The sequence below is a fragment of the Methylobacterium sp. FF17 genome, from assembly GCF_025813715.1.
Lineage (GTDB): Bacteria > Pseudomonadota > Alphaproteobacteria > Rhizobiales > Beijerinckiaceae > Methylobacterium > Methylobacterium flocculans.
Genome location: NZ_CP107532.1, coordinates 824,610 through 840,856, shown reverse-complemented (window position 1 = coordinate 840,856; position 16,247 = coordinate 824,610). Strand labels below are relative to the sequence as shown.

Genomic DNA, 16,247 nt, shown 5'->3' with positions numbered 1-16,247 from the left:
ACGGATATCTTGGTCAAAAAATTTTGCGACGCAAAAAGAGAAAACTACTCTAAGTTCTATTTTTTGGCACGATTCCGTGAACAGCAACTTATGGGGCTCGGTCCTGGCTCGAAGTCCAGGCCGGGGAATGCGTGCCGTCGGCACGGCGGCTCCGGCCGGTCTCCTTGCTGGTGGCGGGGTTCTCGGCGAGGGCGGTGCGCAGGCCGGTGCCTGGCACCGGCCCGCCGATGAGTTGGTGGATTGCGGTGGGCACGGCTGTTTCGTGTCCCGCTCCACCAAATCCGCGAATCCGCGAACCGGCGAATCGACGGCGACGCGCCTTCGACGGGTCGTCGCCACACCCGTATCAGGAAAGGGCAGGGGCTACGGGCTCGGGGTCGGGCACGCCGAGGCGGTTGGCGAACTTGCCGAAGAATTCGTCGGCGAGCTTGCGGGAGGTGGCCTGGATCAGGCGACCGCCGAGGGACGCGATCTTGCCCCCGATCTCGGCCTTCGCCTCGTAGCGCAGGATGGTGTCCGGGCCATCCTCCGCGAGGTTCACCACGGCGCGCCCCTTGGCGAAGCCGGCCATGCCGCCATTGCCCTGGCCGACTAGGGTGTAGCCCTCGGGGGCCCGGATATCCTCCAGGCGGACCGTGCCGGCGAAGGTGGCCGAGACCGGGCCGACCTTCAGGGCGACCTTGGCTGCGAGTTCCTCGGGCGAGGCCCGGGTGAGTTCCTTGCACCCGGGAATGCAGAGCGCCAGCACCGCCGGGTCGTTGAGAGCGGCCCAGACGGCCTCGCGGGGCGCCGTGATCCTGTACTCGCCGGTGATGTCCATGTGTTCCTCCCCTGCTGGCACACGTCGCGCCCGCGGTCCGCGCGCTCCGGCCTCTGCGATGTGCCGCACGGTCGCTCAGACCGCGCAGTAGCGATCCTGAATCTCGGTGTCGGCGCGCAGGGCGGCGGCCGAACTCTCGTGCACGACCGCGCCCTGGTCGATGATGACGGCGCGGTCGGCGAGGTTGAGGGCCCACTCGACGTTCTGCTCGACGAGGAGCAGCGTGACGCCCCGGGCGCGCAGGGATACGAACAGGCGGCCCATCTCCTCGACCAGCACCGGCATGATGCCCTCCGAGGGCTCGTCGAGCAGGATGAGCTTGGGGCGCGCGATCATCGCGCGCGCGATGGCGAGCATCTGCTGCTCGCCGCCCGACATCGTCACCGCGACCTGGTCGAGGCGCTCGGCCAGCCGCGGGAAGGTCTCGGCGATCTCGGCGATCGCCACGCCCTCCTTGATCGTCTTCGGGGCCCGCAGGAGGCCGAGCTTCAGGTTCTCCCGCACGGTCAGCCCCGGGACGATGCGCCGGTCCTCCGGAACGTAGGCGAGGCCCGAGGGAAAGCGCGCATGGGCCGGGCGGCCGAGCAGCTCCGTGCCGAGGAAGCGCACGCTGCCCCCGACCTTCGGGATCAGGCCCATCACGGCCTTCATGGTCGTGGTCTTGCCCGCGCCGTTGCGGCCGACCAGGGCCAGGATCTCTCCCGCGCGGACATCGAGGGAGAGGCCGTGCAGGACGTGGCTCGGGCCGTACCACGCGTCGAGGCCCCGGATCTCAAGCATGCCCGTACCCGCTGCTCTGGCCGAGATAGACGCGGCGTACCTCGCGGTCGGCCTGGATCTCGGCGGGGCTGCCGTCGGCGATGAGCCGGCCGTGATGCAGCACGAGGATCCGCTCGGAGAGACCGAGGATCATCTTCATCTTGTGCTCCACGAGCAGGATCGTGCGCGTCTCGCCCAGGCGCCGCAGGAGGGCGACCATCTCCTTCGTCTCCTCGGGGCCCATCCCGGCGGTGGGCTCGTCGAGGAGCAGGAGCTTCGGGTCGCTCGCCAGCGCGATGCCGATCTCCAGGGCGCGCTGCTCGCCATGGGCGAGGGCGGCGGCGGGGCGGTCGCGGCGGTTCGCGAGGCCGATATCGGCGAGCAGCGCGTCCGCCCGTTCGGCCAGGCCCGCGAGGGCGTCGCGCCGGCTCCAGAAATCGTAGCGGCGCGTCCGCGCCTGCATTGCCGTGCGCAGGTTCTCGTGCGCGGTGAGGCGCGGGAAGACGTTGGTGATCTGGTAGGAACGCGCGATGCCGAGATGGGCGAAGCGGGCCTGGGGCACCCGCGTCATGTCGCGGCCGCCGAAGCGGAGGCGGCCCGCCGTCGGCGCAAGGGCGCCCGAGAGCAGGTTGAACAGGGTGCTCTTGCCGGCCCCGTTCGGGCCGATGATGGCGGTGATGCGCTCCTTGCCGAAGACGGCGCTGACATCCTCGAGGGCGGTGAAGGCGCCGAAGCGTCGACCGAGCGCCTCGACTTCGAGGATCGGAGCTTGCGGACCCGGATTCATGAGTGCCCCCGGCGGGAGGAGAGCCGCGCCAGGGCCGAGCCCCAGAGGCCACGGGGCAGGAAGAGCACGAACAGGATGAACACGGTCCCGAGGGCGAGCTGCCAGTGTGGCGTCCAGAGGCTGAACACATCCTCCAGCACGAGCACCACCAGGGCACCGACGAAGGGCCCGAAAAAGGTCCCGGCGCCGCCGACCAGCGTCATCACCACCGCCATGCCGGAGGTGTGATAGGCGAGGCTGTCGAGGGGCACGATCGAGAGGTGGATCGCCGAGAGCGCGCCGCTCAGGCCACAGAAGAGGCCGGAGAGCACGAAGGCCAGGAGCTTCGAGCGCTCCACGTCGAAGCCGCAGGCGCGGGCGCGGGTCTCGTTCTCCCGGATCGCCTCGATGGCCGCGCCGAAGGGCGAGGCCAGGATGCGCGAGATCAGCGCCAAGGCCACGCCCACGAAGGCGAGGACGAAGAGGTATTTGACCTGCGGGTCGAGGATGTCGAGCGAGACGGGGCCGAGGCCGATGGTCGAGACCGTGAAGCCGCGCAGGCCGTTCTCGCCGCCGGTCCACGACGAGGCCTGGAGCGCCGCGTAGTAGACAAGCTGGGCGAGCGCCAGGGTCACCATGGCGAAGTAGATGCCGCGCGAGCGGATCGAGACCGTTCCGACCGCCAGGGCCAATCCGCTGGCCGTGACGATGCCGAGACCCATCGCCAGGAGCGGATGCAGGCCGTAGGCGCCGATGGCGATCCCGGTGACGTAGGCGCCGGTGCCGAAGAAGGCCGCGTGTCCGAAGGAGAGCAGGCCGGTATAGCCGTAGAGCAGGTTGTAGCCGACGGCGTAGAGCCCGTAGATCAGCACGTTGACGGCGAGCGCCTGCGAGGGGAGCAGGAACGGCAGGGTCACGAGCGCGAGGATCGAGAGCGGTGCCCGCCAGCGCGAGGCGCCCTCGAGGGCGAGGGGCGTGCGGCGCGGCTCGGCCGCGCCCGGGGATGCAACGACGACGGTCTGGTCGAGGGTCTGCATGTCCGGCCTCCCTCAGACGCCGAGGCCGGGCTTGCCGAACAGGCCTTGCGGCCGGATCAGCAGAACCAGGGCCATGAAGGCGAACATCGCGATGCTGGCCATCTCGGGGGCGACCAGCGCGGTCATGGAGACCACGATTCCGACAAGGAGGCCGGCGACGACCGATCCCATCAGCGAGCCCATCCCGCCGATCACCGTGACGGCGAAGGCTTCGCCGAGCACCAGGGTGCCCATCTCCGGATTGACGGAGCGCATCGGCGCGGCGAGGACGCCGCCGAGGGCCGCGAGGGCGATCCCGAGGCCGAAGACCCAGAGCCAGAGCCGCTGGATGTCGACGCCGAGGACCCGCAGGATTTCCGGGTCGCGGGCCCCGGCCCGCACGATCAGCCCGAGCCGCGTCCGCTCCAGCCCGTACCAGAGAGCCGCGAGCACCAGCGCCACCACCCCCACGACGAAGAGCCGGTAGATCGGGAAGTAGCCGATCCCGAGATCGGCCACGCCGGACAGTTCCTCCGGGGTCGCGAAGGGCAGGCCGTCCGAGCCGAACAGGATGCGCACGCCCTCCACCAGCACGTAGCCGAGGCCGAAGGTGAGCAGCAGGGGATCGTCCGGCGAGCGGCCGGCCAGCGGGCGGATCAGATACCGCTGGATCAGGAGGCCGAGCGCCCCGACCATCAGCGGGCCGACCAGCAGGGCCGCCCAGAAGCTGCCCGTGCGCTCCATGACGAAGACGCCCGCGTAGGCGCCGACCATGAAGAAGTTGCCGTGGGCGAAGTTCACGATGCCGAGCATGCCGAAGATGATCGACAGGCCGAGCGCCAGCATCACGAACACGGCGCCGAGCGCCACGCCCGAGAACAGCTGCATCGCGATCAGTTCGAGGTCCAGGGAGGCGAGGGTCATGGCCGGATCCTGCTCATGGGCACCCGGTCAGGCGCGGTGGCCGAGTTCGTCGCAGGTGCGCAGCGCGGCCTCGGAGCCGGCCTCGGCCTCCAGGATGCGGAACAGGTCCGCCTCGCCCTGCATCTCCGACTTCTTCTTCGATTCCGTGATGAGCACGGACTGGATCGCCTGGTGGTCGCAGGCGCGGTAGCGCTCCGGCCCCTTGGCCACGTCGTAGGTCAGGCCTTCGAGGGCCGCGACGACCTTGTCCGTATCGGTGTCGCCGGCCGCCTTCACGGCCATCAGCAGGGAGCGGACGGCCGTGTAGCCGTAGGCGCCGTAATCCGTCGGGACCGCGTTGGCGTAGGCCGCCCGGAACGCGTCGTTGAAGGCTTTCGCCGAGGGAACGGTCTCCTCGAGGCGCCAGTAATAGTTGCTCGCGCCCACCACGCCCTCGAAGGCGTCGGCCCCGCCCGCGAGGCGCTGGTTGTGCAGCAGCACCGGCACCACGATCCGGGCTGCCTTCTTCAGCCCGAAATCATTCGCCTGCTTGATGCTGTTGGCCTGGTCGCGCCCGAAATTGCAGATGCACAGGATGTCGGGGCGCATGGAGCGCAGGCGCGGCATGAAGGTCGAGTAATCGGGCGCGCCGAACGGGTGCAGGATCTCGCCCGCCGTCTCGGCGCCGATGGCGGCCGCCGCGCGCTTGAATCCGCGCAGCATCTCGTGGCCATAGGCGTAGTCGGCGGCGAGGTACGCCACCCGGGTCCCCTTCTTGAAGGCATGTTTCGCCACGGCCGCCGTGGTCATGTGCGGGTTCAGCGCCTCGTGGAAGGTGTAGCGGCTGAAATCCCTGGCCTCGTTGATCGTGTCGGACTGGCTGATCGACACGTAGAGGACCTTTCGCGAACGGGTGATCTCGTTGACCGAGAGCTGAACCGCGCTCGACAAGGCACCGACGATGAAGTGTGCTTTGTCTTTTTCGATGAGTTCCAGCGTCCGGGTCGCGGCCTCGCCGGGGTTGAGCTTGTCGTCACGGACCAGGAGTTCGGCCATCCGGCCGTTCAAGCCGCCGGCCTCGTTGAACTGCTTCACGGCGAGTTCGGCCGAGCGGATCTGATCTTTGGCCTCGGCGCCGAACGGGCCGGTGACCGGCGTCGGGAAACCGATCCGGATCGCCTCAGCGGCGCGCGCGACGAAGGGCATCCCGATGCCCGCGAGCGTGCCCGTGGCGGCCAGCCCACGCACCAGCGTCCGGCGGGAGACGGAGCCGTGTCGCGATCCCTGTTCGATCATGGTTTCCTCCTGTCGTCGCGCGGGCTCGTGAAGGTGGCCCGCGTCGCGAAATCCGGGTGGGATGGATCAGATCACGTCGAGCGCCCTCAGGATGCGTTCGGGCGTCATGGGAAGCTGTGAGATGCCGGCGCCGAGGGGACGAAGGGCGTCGTTGACCGCGTTCAGGGCCGCGCCGCTGGAGGCGGCGGTGCCCGCCTCGCCGCAGCCCTTGGCACCCAGTTCGGTGTCGAGGGTCGGCGTCTCCACATGGGCGATCACGATGTCGGGCATCTCGCAGGCCATCGGCACGAGGTAATCGCCCATCGACCCATTCAGGAGCTGGCCCGTTTCGCTGTAGCGGCACTCCTCGTAGAAGGCCGCCCCGAGCCCCTGCACCACGCCACCGCGGATCTGCTCGTCGACGAGGAGCGGGTTGATGACGCGCCCGCAATCCTCCACGACCCAGTGCTTCAGGATCGTCACGAAGCCGGTCTCGACGTCGACCTCGACGAGGCTGCCATGGATGCCGTTGGTGAAGGCGAACGGATAGCCGCGCGGCGCGAAGTGGTGCGCCACCGTCAGGGCCGGGGAGACGTCCGGCGGCAGCAGGTCCGAGCGGTAATAGGCGAGGTTGGCGACCTCCCGCAGGGTCATGCGGGGCGTGCCGTCCGCGTCCGTCACCGCGTCGTCGCGGATGTCGAGGGTGCCGGGCTCCGCCTGCAGGATCGCGGCGGCGATCTCCAGGATACGACCCTTCAGCTTGCGGCTCGCCTGGAGGGCCGTCTCGCCGCCGATACCGGCGCCCCGGCAGGCCCAGGTCGCCCCGCCGGAGGGCGTGGTTTCGGTGTCGCCGGTCAGAACCCGGACGTGATCGCGGTCGACGCCGAGGCCTTCGGCGACGATCTGGCCGATGATCGCCTCGCTGCCCTGGCCCTGTTCGGTGATGCTGATCGCGCAACTCACCTCGCCGGCGGGCGTCAGCTTAAGGACGCATCCGTCCTGCGCCGAGATGTGGGCCCCCCCGACCCCGTAGAACGCCGGCGTCGGGTTGGTGATCTCCACGTAGGTGGCGATGCCGATGCCGCGGTGGATACCCCGTTCGCGTAACGCGGCCTGCTCCGCACGCAGGCCCGGATAGTCCATCAGGTCGTGGAGCTTCTCCAGGCAGGTGGCGAGGGAGAGCTTCTCGAACCGGTACCCGCTCGGGGTGGTGTGCGGGTACATGTCGTCGGTCACGTAGTTGCGCCGCCGGATCTCGAACGGATCGAGGCCGAGCCGGTCGGCCGCGAGGTCCACGAGGCGTTCCGTCACCGCGCAGGCGATCGGATGGCCGACCGCCCGGTACTGGCTCATCTGCACCTTGTTCTGGGCCACCACCGTCAGGTCGGCGCGGTATTCGGTCAGCCGATACGGCGCGCCGATCAGGCGCACGACCTGATTGCCCTCCACCGCGCTCGTGCGCGGATAGGCCGAGAACGGGCCGACGCCCGTCACGTCGTCCACTTCGATCGCCCTGAGGATGCCGTCCGGCCCCACCGCGAGCCGGGCGCGCACGCGGTGGTCGCGGGCGTGGATGTCGCTGGCGAAGGCCTCCATCCGGTCTGCGGTGAACTTCACCGGCCGCTTCAGGAGCAGGCTCGCGCCCACCACCGCCATGTCCTCGTGGTAGAGGTGCAGCTTCATCCCGAAGGAGCCGCCGACATCCGGGGCGATCACCCGCACGCGGGCCTCCGAGAGGCCGAAATGGCGGGCGTAGAGATCCTGGAACTGGTAGGGCGTCTGCGTCGATTGATGAACCGTGAGACGCTGCTCGCTCGGGTCGAAATCGGCGAGCACCGCGCGCGGCTCCATCGTCACCGCGGTGTGACGGCCGAAGCGTAGGTCCACGGAGACGATCTCAGCCTCCGCAAAGGCGTCGGCGACCGAGCCAGCCTCGATGCGGGTGCGGAACAGGACGTTGTCGGGTGCGTCCGCGTCGATGCGGGGGGCATCGGGTGCGCGGGCGGCGTCGAGGTCCACGATCGGCTCGCGTTCCTCGAAGTCGATCTCGATCACCTCAAGGGCATCCTCGGCCTCGGCGCGGGTCTCGGCGATGACCATCACCACCGGCTGGCCGGCCCAGACCACCTTGTCGGTGGGCAGGGGGCGCTGGGGCGCCGAGCGCAGTCCCTTGAAGTGGCTGAGCGTGCCGACCCAGGGTGTGCAGAGGAGCGCGAAGTCCGCACCGGTCAGCACCCGGTGGACACCCGGCATCACGGCTGCGGCGGACACGTCGATGGCACCGAGCCGGGCATGAGCGTAGGGGCTGCGCAGGAAGGCTGCGTGGAGCATGCGGGGCAGCACCACGTCGTCCGTGTAGCGGCCCCGTCCAGCGAGCAGACGTTTCGCGCCGGGGCGCGGCAGGCCACGCCCGATGTAGCGGCCCGCACCCGGGCTGTCGGCCACGGCACTCATGCCGCCACCCCCCTGTTGCGGCGGGCCCTGGCCGTACTCTCGATGGCGTCGACGATGGCCTCGTAGCCGGTGCACCGGCAGTAATTCCCCGACAGCGCGTCGCGGATCGCCTCCCGGGACGGGACCGTGCCGGATGCGTCCCAGCTCGCGAGGCAATCGTGCGCGACCACCAGGATGCCGGGGCTGCAGAACCCACATTGCAGTGCGTTGCGCGCATGGAACGCGGCCTGCAGATCGGCGAGGACGCCGGCATCCGACAGGCCCTCGATGGTATCGACCCGCATCCCATCCACCTGCACCGCGAGCATGAGGCAGGCATGGACCGGCTGCCCGTCGAGGTTGACGATGCAGGCGCCGCAGGCGCCGCTCTCGCAGCCGAGATGTGTGCCGGTGAGGCCGAGGTCGCCCCGCAGGAAATCGGCCAGTGACAGGCGCGGCTCCACGAAGCGCCGGACCGGGGATCCGTTGACGGTCACGGCGAGGGGCTGCGGCGCGATCATGCGGCCACCGCCTCGACGCGGCCGTCACCGAGGGTCGCCAGAACCCGGCCGAGCAGGACGCGGGCGAGATGCATCCGGGCCGCTCCCGAGAGACTGTCGTCGTCGTCCGGCGAGAGGTCTTCCGCCAGGGCCGCGCGGGCCGCCGCGATGGCGTCGGGGTCGAGCGGGCGTCCCGTGAGCATCGCCTCCGTCGCGGGGGCCCGCATGGGGGTCGGCCCCACCGAGCAGAAACCGAACCGGGCCGAGGTCACGATCCCGTCCGCCAGCACGAGGTTCGCCGCGAGCCCCACCATGGCGTAGTCGCCGCGACGGCGGGCGATCTCGGAGAAGTGCATCCGCGACCCGGGTGCGGCGAGCGGCACACGGACCGCCGTCAGAAGTTCGCCCGGAACCAGGGCCGTCTCGTACAGATCCCGGAAGAAGTCGTCTGCCGCCACGGCGCGAACACCGTCGGGCCCGGTGATCTCCAGGGTGGCACCGAGGGCGCGCATGCAGGCCGGCAGTTCGGAGGCGGGATCGGCCAGCGAGAGGCTGCCGCCCATCGTGCCGAGATTACGGATCGCCGGGTGCGCCATGTAGGCAGCGGCCTGGGTCAGGATTGGTGCGTGGGCGCCGATGAGGGGGGATGCCAGGGTCTCCGCATGGCGGGTCAGGGCGCCGATCCGCAGGGATTCCCCGTCGATGGCGATGCCGCGCAACGCCTCGATCCGTCCGATGTCGATGAGGAGATCCGGGGCGTCGAGGCGCAGGTTCAGAGCCGGCAGCAGGCTTTGGCCGCCGGCGAGGTAGCGCGCCTCGCCGGAACAGGCCGCATAGGCGTCGAGCGCCTCCGCCACGCTTGCCACGCGGCGGTAATCGAAGGCACGAGCCTTCATCAGCGTCCTCCCAAAGGCCGCATCTTGGTCCGGTCACTCGTTGTTGACCAGTTGGTTACAAGCTATCCAGGGTTCCAAGGTGTCGTCAAGCGAAATAACCAAGCGGTCACGAAGCATGGATCTTCCCGATGCCCGCGCCTCGGAAGTGTTCGTCGATGAAGCGAAGGCGGCCGCGCCCGCCGTCAGGCGACGCTTGCCCGCCGCGCAGCGCGAGCAGCAGATCGTCGAGGCGGCGGCACAGTTCTTCGCGGAGCACGGCCTAGCCGGGCAGACGCGCGAACTGGCCCGTGAGATCGGCATCACGCATTCGGCGATCTTTCGCTACTTCCCCACGAAGGAAGCGTTGCTCGATCGGGTCTACGAGCATGTCTACGTCCAGCGCTGGAACCCGGCCTGGGGCGGCTTGGTGCAGGACCGGTCGCAGGCGCTCGAGACGCGCATCCTGCGGTTCTATCGAGAATACGCCGAGAAGATCTTCGATTACGTCTGGGTGCGGATCTTCGTGTTCTCGGGCCTGAAGGGCTACGACATCGCCCCCCGCTACCTCGCCATCATCCGCGACCGGGTGATCCACCCCATCTGCGCGGAGATGCGGGAAGACTTGAACCTTCCCACTCCCGAGATCGTGCCCCTGACCGAGCGCGAGACCGAGGCCGCCTGGGCACTGCACGGGAAAATCTTCTACCTGGCCATCCGTAAGTTCGTCTATGGCTGGCCAATCCCCGATGACCTCTCACAGGTCATCGCCGACGACGTCGGGGCATTCTTGAAGGGCGCGGCGCCGATCTTCATCGATAGTGTCAAGGATGCCGCAAAATCTTGAATTCTACGGAGTATAGGTCTGTAAGCACAAGTTTGGACTCTATGCGGGGTCCTGGCCGTAATGAACGGCGTCCACGGCAGAGGACGTCGAGGAAGTCCTACGACACGGCTGGGACACGATCCGGCCGTGCGCTCTCCGGTTCGGTTGAGTGGCTCTGGGACGGGCCGCTTCAAGAACATAAGGGCGCAGGAGATCCTGCAGTGTTGCCACGCCTAGCGCGAAAGCGATGGCGACACCCTGCAGGTTTGAGATCTTCCTGGTCGTAGCGCGCCTGACAAAGCGCACCTCTCGTTGGGGCAGGCGCGAAGATGCCGCTCGCGTTCCGCGCCGTGACAGTGAATAACGTATCCAACAAAGAGCCGGATGAACGGTGTCCGCGCTCGGCATGTCCACCGGAGAGAGCGCTCGTGAGTGTTGCCCTGACACGAAGTCTCGCTGTGATCCTACTCGGCTCGCTCACGCTGCAGGGTGTTGCTGCGCAGCAGCCCGCGAGCTTACCCGCGGGGGCAGCGCAACCTGTCGATCGGGGCTCTGCGCTGTATGGTCGTCCGGAGGGCGGGGACGCCGCCAAACTCGCACCCATCGCCGGCCCCCCTCTCGCGACGCCGCTGGCAAAGCTGCCGCTCGACAAGCTCAAGGTGCCGGACGGCTTCGAGATCGAAGTCTATGCCAGCGGACTCGCGAACGGTCGGTCCATGCGCCAGGGCCCGGACGGCACGCTCTTCGTCGGCACCCGGACGGTCGGCAAGGTCTATGCGATCCCCGAGAAGCGCGACGCGGACGGGAAGCGTCAGGTCAAGACCATCGCCACCGGCCTGCATCGGCCCAACGGGCTCGCGTTCCACGATGGGTCGCTCTACGTCGCCGAACTGTCGAAGATCTGGCGCTACGACGGCATCGAGAAGCATCTCGACGACGTTCCGAAGCCGACGCTGGTCTACGACGACCTCCCCAAGGACGAGGCGCATGGCTGGAAGTTCATCGCCATCGGGCCCGACGACAAGCTCTACGTACCGATCGGCGCGCCCGGCAACATCACCATGCCACCCGAGACCCACGCCCAGATCCGGCGGATGGACCTCGACGGTAAGAATGTCGAGGTGATCGCCCGGGGCGTCCGCAACACCGTCGGCTTCGACTGGAACCCGACGACGAAGCAGCTCTGGTTCACGGATAACGGCCGCGACTGGGTGTCCGAGGACATCCCGAACGACGAGCTCAACGTCCTCGCCGAGCCCGGCAAACAACATTTCGGTTTCCCGTTCTGTCACCAGGGCACATTCACCGACCCAGAATACGGATGGGGCCGTTCCTGCACCGAGTTCTCGGGGCCGGCCGCACTCCTCGGCGCGCACACCGCCGCGCTGGGCCTGCGCTTCTACACCGGCGCGATGTTTCCGGCCGCGTACCGGAACGCCATGTTCATCGCGCATCACGGCTCCTGGAACCGCACGACGAAGCTCGGGGGCGACGTGGTGGTGGCCAAGCTCGGGCCCGATGGAAAGGTGTCCTCGCTCGAACCTTTCCTGACCGGCTTCCTGCAGGACAACAAGTATGCCGGCCGCCCCGTCGACGTGCTCGTCGCCAACGACGGTGCGCTACTCGTGTCGGACGATTACAACGGCGCGATCTACCGGATCAGCACCACGAAATGAGACCGCGTCACAACCTCGGCGCCCTGCTCGCAACCCTCCTCATCGGGACGGCGTCGGCCGCCCCGCTAGGGGAGCGGCTCGCCCCGTGCCTCGCCTGTCACGGCGCGGGTGGCACCTCGGAGACGGCGGGGGTGCCCTCGCTCGGCGCCCAGATGCCCGACTACATCGTCACGCAGCTCTTCCAGTTCCGGGAGGGGCAGCGCCAGGCTCCGCCGATGAACGAGATGGCCGCCGGCCTCTCCGACGACGATCTGCGCAGCTACTCGGACGCACTCGGGGCGCTGCCCGCGCCGGTCGCCACGGGTGGAGCGCCGGACGCGGCACTGACGACGCGCGCGCAGGCACTGATCGCGAAGCACCAATGCAATTCCTGCCACACGGCGGATCTGACGGGGCGCGACAGCATCCCGCGCATCCGCGGCCAGCGCGAGGAATACCTGGCCGCCGCTCTCACCGGCTATCGGTCGAACGCCCGGCCCGGCTACGACCCGGCCATGAACGAGGCGGCGCAGGGCCTGAAGGACGATGAGATCCGCGATCTCGCAGCCTACATCTCGCGCCTCTGAGCGGAGGCGCCTCACGACATGCCGGGTATGCCGACATGCCCAGAGTGTCTCGCCGCATGTGTCTTGCGCCGCGCCAGCCCTCCGAGGCTTTCGGCAAGAGCAGTTGTCCCAGGGATGGGCTTCGAAAGTAGCGGATCGCTCGCGCCCCGAGATGTCTGAGAGTGCACGAGAGCCAAGGCTCGCCTCCTGAGCCGTCAAGGCTCTTTTAAGTACATGCGTCTAAACACCGTGCGACTATCGCATAGGATACTTCGGTGCTTGGACGTCTCAGAGTTGCAGCGACGATCGTCGGGCTATGCTCGATTTTAGCCATCACGCACGCGCAGGCACAGGAGCGCGTCCTCAGGCTCGGCTACCTCTTCGCCGAGAATTCGCAGCTCGGGGCAGGGGCAGAGCGCTTCGCCAAGGACGTCGCCAAGCGCACCGGCAATGCGTATCGCGTCGAACTGTATCCGAACGGCGCCGTCGGTGGTGAGGTCGAGATGGCGGAGGAACTTCGCCTCGGGCACCTCGACATCGCCTTCATCACGAGTGCGCCCTTCTCCAGCATCATCCCCGAATTCGGGGTCTTCGACATTCCGTTCCTGTTCCGCGACGCGAGCCACGCGCACGGCGTCTTCGACGGCGCGGTCGGGCAGGATTACCTGAAGAAGTTCCAGCAGAAAGGCATGATCGCGCTCGCCTGGGGCGAGAACGGCATGCGCCACATCACCAACTCCAAGCATCCGGTCACGAAACCGGAGGATCTCAAGGGTCTTTCGATGCGTGTGCCGCAATCGGACATCATGCTCACGGGCTTTCGAAGCCTCGGCGTGAAGGCGGAGCCCCTGGCCTTCCCGGCACTCTACGGCGCACTGCAATCCGGGCAGTTCGACGGCCAGGAGAACCCGATCGCGGTGATCTCAGCCTCGCGTTTCGAGAAGGTCCAGCGGCACCTGACCCTCAGTGGTCACGTCTATTCCTGGGCCGTCATGGTCATGTCGAAGCCGGCCTGGGACGCCCTGGGTCCTGCTGAACAGAAGGCCTTCACCGAGGCTGCTCGGGCGGCGGGTCAGGTCTCCCGCGAGGCGGCCGGACGCGCCGAACGCGAGGGCGTGGACGAACTGCGCAAGGCCGGGATGAAGGTGGTCGCCTCGGTCGATCGCACGGCCTTCGAACAGAGCCTGCAATCCGCGACCGCCGGATTCAGCGCCCGATTCGGCGCCGAGACGATCCGCCAGATCAAGTCCGTCCGCTAAGGTCTTCGAGGCTCCCGCCCATGTCCACCCTCCGTCTCGACCGCCTTTCGGTCTCCCAGCGCATTCTGGCCGGCTTCGGCGTGGTGCTGCTTCTCCTCACCGTATCCGCACTCGTCACATTCCGAAGCGTCAGCATGCTGAACGCCGAGATCGAGAACACCGGCACCCGCATGCAGGCAGCCGAGGAGGCAAGCGCCCTCGAACTGCTCTTCAACGGAACGCGGCGCCTCGTGCTCAACTACATGCGCACCGAACAGGGCGAGATGCTGAGCGACCTCAGGACAGGCCTCGCCGCCCTCAAGGCGGAGAGCGCCGGCCAGGCATCGGACGGTCAGGACGCGGCGGTCAGAAGCCGGGCGCTCGACTACGTCACCGGCACCGATGCGCTCATCGGCGTGATGCAGAAGCGGAAAGCCGCCCTCGGCGATCTGGTGAAGCTCGGTGCCGCGCTCTCGAACGCGGGCTACGCGATGGCCCAGCTCGCCGCACAGGAGCCGGCGCTCGCGGCCGCGGCCTTCCGGGCCGACCGGGCGCTTCAAGCCAGCATGAGCGCGGTCTACCTGTTCCGATTCAGCAACAACCCGGCGGATGCCAGCACCGCCACGGTCGAGTTCGGGCGCTACACCCGGGAACTCCTGGCCCTGTCGCGGCTCGACGAGGCAGGCCTGCTCCAGGCCTCCCTGAAGGTGGCGAACGCGAAGGTCGCCGCCTTCCGGACAGCCCTCGACGGGGTCCTGAAGGGGGCTTCCGAGATCGAGACCGCGTATCAGAGCTTGAAGCAGACGGGCGACGTCCTGATCGGCCTGGGCAAGGAGACCCGCGAGCGGGCGGTCCGGGAACAGCGGCAGATCATGGCCGAGATGACCGAGGATGCGGGCGCACTGAGGCAACGCGTCATCGGGATCGGTGGCGTCGCTCTTGTCATCGGTGGGCTCCTCGCCTGGCGCGTCGGCCGCGGCGTTTCCCAACCGGTGACGGCGATGACCGGGGCGATGCAGCGCCTCGCCGCAGGCGACCATGGGGTCGCGGTCCCGGGTGCCCGGAGGTCCGACGAACTCGGCGCCATGGCGCGGGCGGTGCAGGTCTTCAAGGATGCGCTCATCGCCAAGGCGCAGGCGGACGCCGCGGCGGCCGAGGAGGCGGACGCGAAGATGCGGCGTGCCGACCAGCTCGACGCCCTGACGAAGGCGTTCGAATCGAATGTCTCCGTCCTCACGCAGGGTCTGGCCGGCGCCGCCACCGAGATGGAGGCCACGGCCCAGGGTATGGCAGGCACCGCGGAGCAGACGACCCGCCAATCCACCAGTGCGATGCGGGCGGCCGAACACACCTCGGCAAATGTGCAGACGGTCGCTGCGGCGACCGAGGAGATGTCCGCGTCCATTCAGGAGATCACGCAGCAGGCCGGCCAGTCGGCCCGCATCGCGCAACAGGCGGCCGACGAGGCCCGCCGGACGGATGGGCTGGTCCGGCAACTCGCCAGCGCTGCCGAGCGGATCGATACCGTCGTGGCGATGATCAACAAGATTGCCGGGCACACGAATCTCCTGGCGCTGAATGCGACCATCGAAGCGGCCCGGGCGGGCGAGGCCGGACGGGGCTTTGCCGTCGTGGCCTCCGAGGTGAAGGAACTCGCGGGTCAGACCACGCGGGCGACCGAGGAGATCGCTGGGCATATCGCGTCCATCCAGGACGTCACGCAGGCCTCCGTCACGGCCATCCAGGCCATCGGCAGCACGATCGGGCAGATGGCGGCGGCCTCGAACGCCATCGCAGCCGCCATGGAGCAGCAGGGCGCCGCGACACAGGAGATCGCCCGAAACGTGCAGCAGGCGGCGAATGGAACCGGGCAGGTCGTCGGCAGCATCGATGATGTGCGCCTGGGCGCCGATTCCACCGGCAATGCTGCGACCCAGGTGCTGGGCGCGGCACAGGAGCTCTCACACCACTCGGAGAGCCTTCGTCGCGAAGTCGGCACGTTCCTGATGGCTGTGAAGGCCGCCTGAGACGACCGGACAGCGTCGGACGTCCGGGAGAACGACGGTCATCGCGCGCATCCGGGCGTCGACGATCGGTCCATCGCCTTCCGCAAGCAACCTGGTTCGCCGGTATGGTCCATCCGGAAGGCGCATGACCCGGCTCGGTCCGACACGGCATGATCATGCTGAACAGTGGGACGAGGCGGGGCCGTGCGGATCCCGTCGGGCGGGCGGGGGAGCGAGAACTGCCACCTTGGTTTCTGGGCAACCCGACGATGGCTTCCAGCAATCTGGACGCAGCGTGGTCTTCGTCAAGCAATCACGGCGGGAAGCGGCTGCTTTCGAGGAAAACCTGCGCACGCAAGATCCTTCGGAGGACAAGGATTAAAGCGTGCCGTGCCACGTATCTGTGCATCCCCGGATCCGAACTTGAAATCGGTTGACTGCGCGCATGCAGGCTCTTGTAGAGACTTCGATTTACGGCATAGGTTCTCAGTAACAACCTAGGACGAACTTCATCCATCAGGCTGCATCCGTCCGGGTGGACAGAGGCGCTGACGGCCAAGGCAGCGCTTAGGCCATCCTGAGAGATTCGTTCCGTCGGAACGAATCTGAAAC

15 protein-coding genes are annotated in these 16,247 nt (G+C 68.2%); 5 read left to right on the top strand and 10 right to left on the bottom strand.

What is annotated here, in order from left to right; all coding sequences use genetic code 11:
• Window positions 1–88 precede the first annotated feature (88 nt).
• The 10 genes from OF380_RS03805 to OF380_RS03760 form a co-directional block, all read right to left on the bottom strand.
• Entirely contained in the window at window positions 89–253 is a 165-nt protein-coding gene (locus OF380_RS03805; RefSeq protein WP_264049462.1) for a hypothetical protein, read from the bottom strand.
• A 93-nt stretch (window positions 254–346) separates the two neighbouring features.
• Window positions 347–820, bottom strand: a complete 474-nt coding sequence (locus OF380_RS03800; protein WP_264049461.1) for an SRPBCC family protein — start codon at window positions 818–820, stop codon at window positions 347–349.
• A 75-nt stretch (window positions 821–895) separates the two neighbouring features.
• Window positions 896–1,600: an ABC transporter ATP-binding protein gene (locus OF380_RS03795; protein WP_264049460.1), complete on the bottom strand. Its 705-nt coding sequence runs from the start codon at window positions 1,598–1,600 to the stop codon at window positions 896–898.
• Entirely contained in the window at window positions 1,593–2,366 is a 774-nt protein-coding gene (locus OF380_RS03790; protein WP_264049459.1) for an ABC transporter ATP-binding protein, read from the bottom strand. Before OF380_RS03790 ends, OF380_RS03795 begins: the two co-directional genes overlap by 8 nt.
• Window positions 2,363–3,382, bottom strand: coding sequence for a branched-chain amino acid ABC transporter permease (locus OF380_RS03785; RefSeq protein ID WP_264049458.1), 1,020 nt, complete (start codon window positions 3,380–3,382; stop codon window positions 2,363–2,365). Before OF380_RS03785 ends, OF380_RS03790 begins: the two co-directional genes overlap by 4 nt.
• A gap of 12 nt (window positions 3,383–3,394) precedes the next feature.
• Window positions 3,395–4,285, bottom strand: a complete 891-nt coding sequence (locus OF380_RS03780) for a branched-chain amino acid ABC transporter permease (protein WP_264049457.1) — start codon at window positions 4,283–4,285, stop codon at window positions 3,395–3,397.
• A 27-nt stretch (window positions 4,286–4,312) separates the two neighbouring features.
• Window positions 4,313–5,560 (bottom strand): ABC transporter substrate-binding protein, encoded by a 1,248-nt coding sequence (locus OF380_RS03775; protein ID WP_264049456.1) that lies wholly within the window; start codon window positions 5,558–5,560, stop codon window positions 4,313–4,315.
• A gap of 66 nt (window positions 5,561–5,626) precedes the next feature.
• Window positions 5,627–7,993 (bottom strand): xanthine dehydrogenase family protein molybdopterin-binding subunit, encoded by a 2,367-nt coding sequence (locus tag OF380_RS03770; RefSeq protein WP_264049455.1) that lies wholly within the window; start codon window positions 7,991–7,993, stop codon window positions 5,627–5,629.
• Window positions 7,990–8,493, bottom strand: coding sequence for a (2Fe-2S)-binding protein (locus OF380_RS03765; protein WP_264049454.1), 504 nt, complete (start codon window positions 8,491–8,493; stop codon window positions 7,990–7,992). Before OF380_RS03765 ends, OF380_RS03770 begins: the two co-directional genes overlap by 4 nt.
• Window positions 8,490–9,368, bottom strand: coding sequence for an FAD binding domain-containing protein (locus OF380_RS03760; protein WP_264049453.1), 879 nt, complete (start codon window positions 9,366–9,368; stop codon window positions 8,490–8,492). Before OF380_RS03760 ends, OF380_RS03765 begins: the two co-directional genes overlap by 4 nt.
• Before the next feature lie 115 nt (window positions 9,369–9,483).
• On the opposite strand from OF380_RS03760, the gene OF380_RS03755 reads away from it, so the two are divergent.
• From OF380_RS03755 to OF380_RS03735, 5 genes are all read left to right on the top strand, one after another.
• On the top strand, window positions 9,484–10,191 hold the full coding sequence (locus OF380_RS03755) for a TetR/AcrR family transcriptional regulator (protein WP_264049452.1): 708 nt from the start codon (window positions 9,484–9,486) through the stop codon (window positions 10,189–10,191).
• Between the two features lie 407 nt (window positions 10,192–10,598).
• Complete coding sequence (locus tag OF380_RS03750) at window positions 10,599–11,846, top strand: PQQ-dependent sugar dehydrogenase (RefSeq protein WP_264049451.1); 1,248 nt, start codon at window positions 10,599–10,601, stop codon at window positions 11,844–11,846.
• Window positions 11,843–12,412, top strand: coding sequence for a c-type cytochrome (locus OF380_RS03745; protein ID WP_264049450.1), 570 nt, complete (start codon window positions 11,843–11,845; stop codon window positions 12,410–12,412). Before OF380_RS03750 ends, OF380_RS03745 begins: the two co-directional genes overlap by 4 nt.
• Window positions 12,413–12,666: 254 nt before the next feature.
• A complete protein-coding gene (locus OF380_RS03740) occupies window positions 12,667–13,650 on the top strand; it encodes a DctP family TRAP transporter solute-binding subunit (RefSeq protein WP_264049449.1) in 984 nt (327 codons plus the stop codon).
• Window positions 13,651–13,670: 20 nt separating this feature from the next.
• Window positions 13,671–15,656 (top strand): methyl-accepting chemotaxis protein, encoded by a 1,986-nt coding sequence (locus OF380_RS03735; protein ID WP_264049448.1) that lies wholly within the window; start codon window positions 13,671–13,673, stop codon window positions 15,654–15,656.
• The last annotated feature ends 591 nt before the right edge of the window (window positions 15,657–16,247 follow it).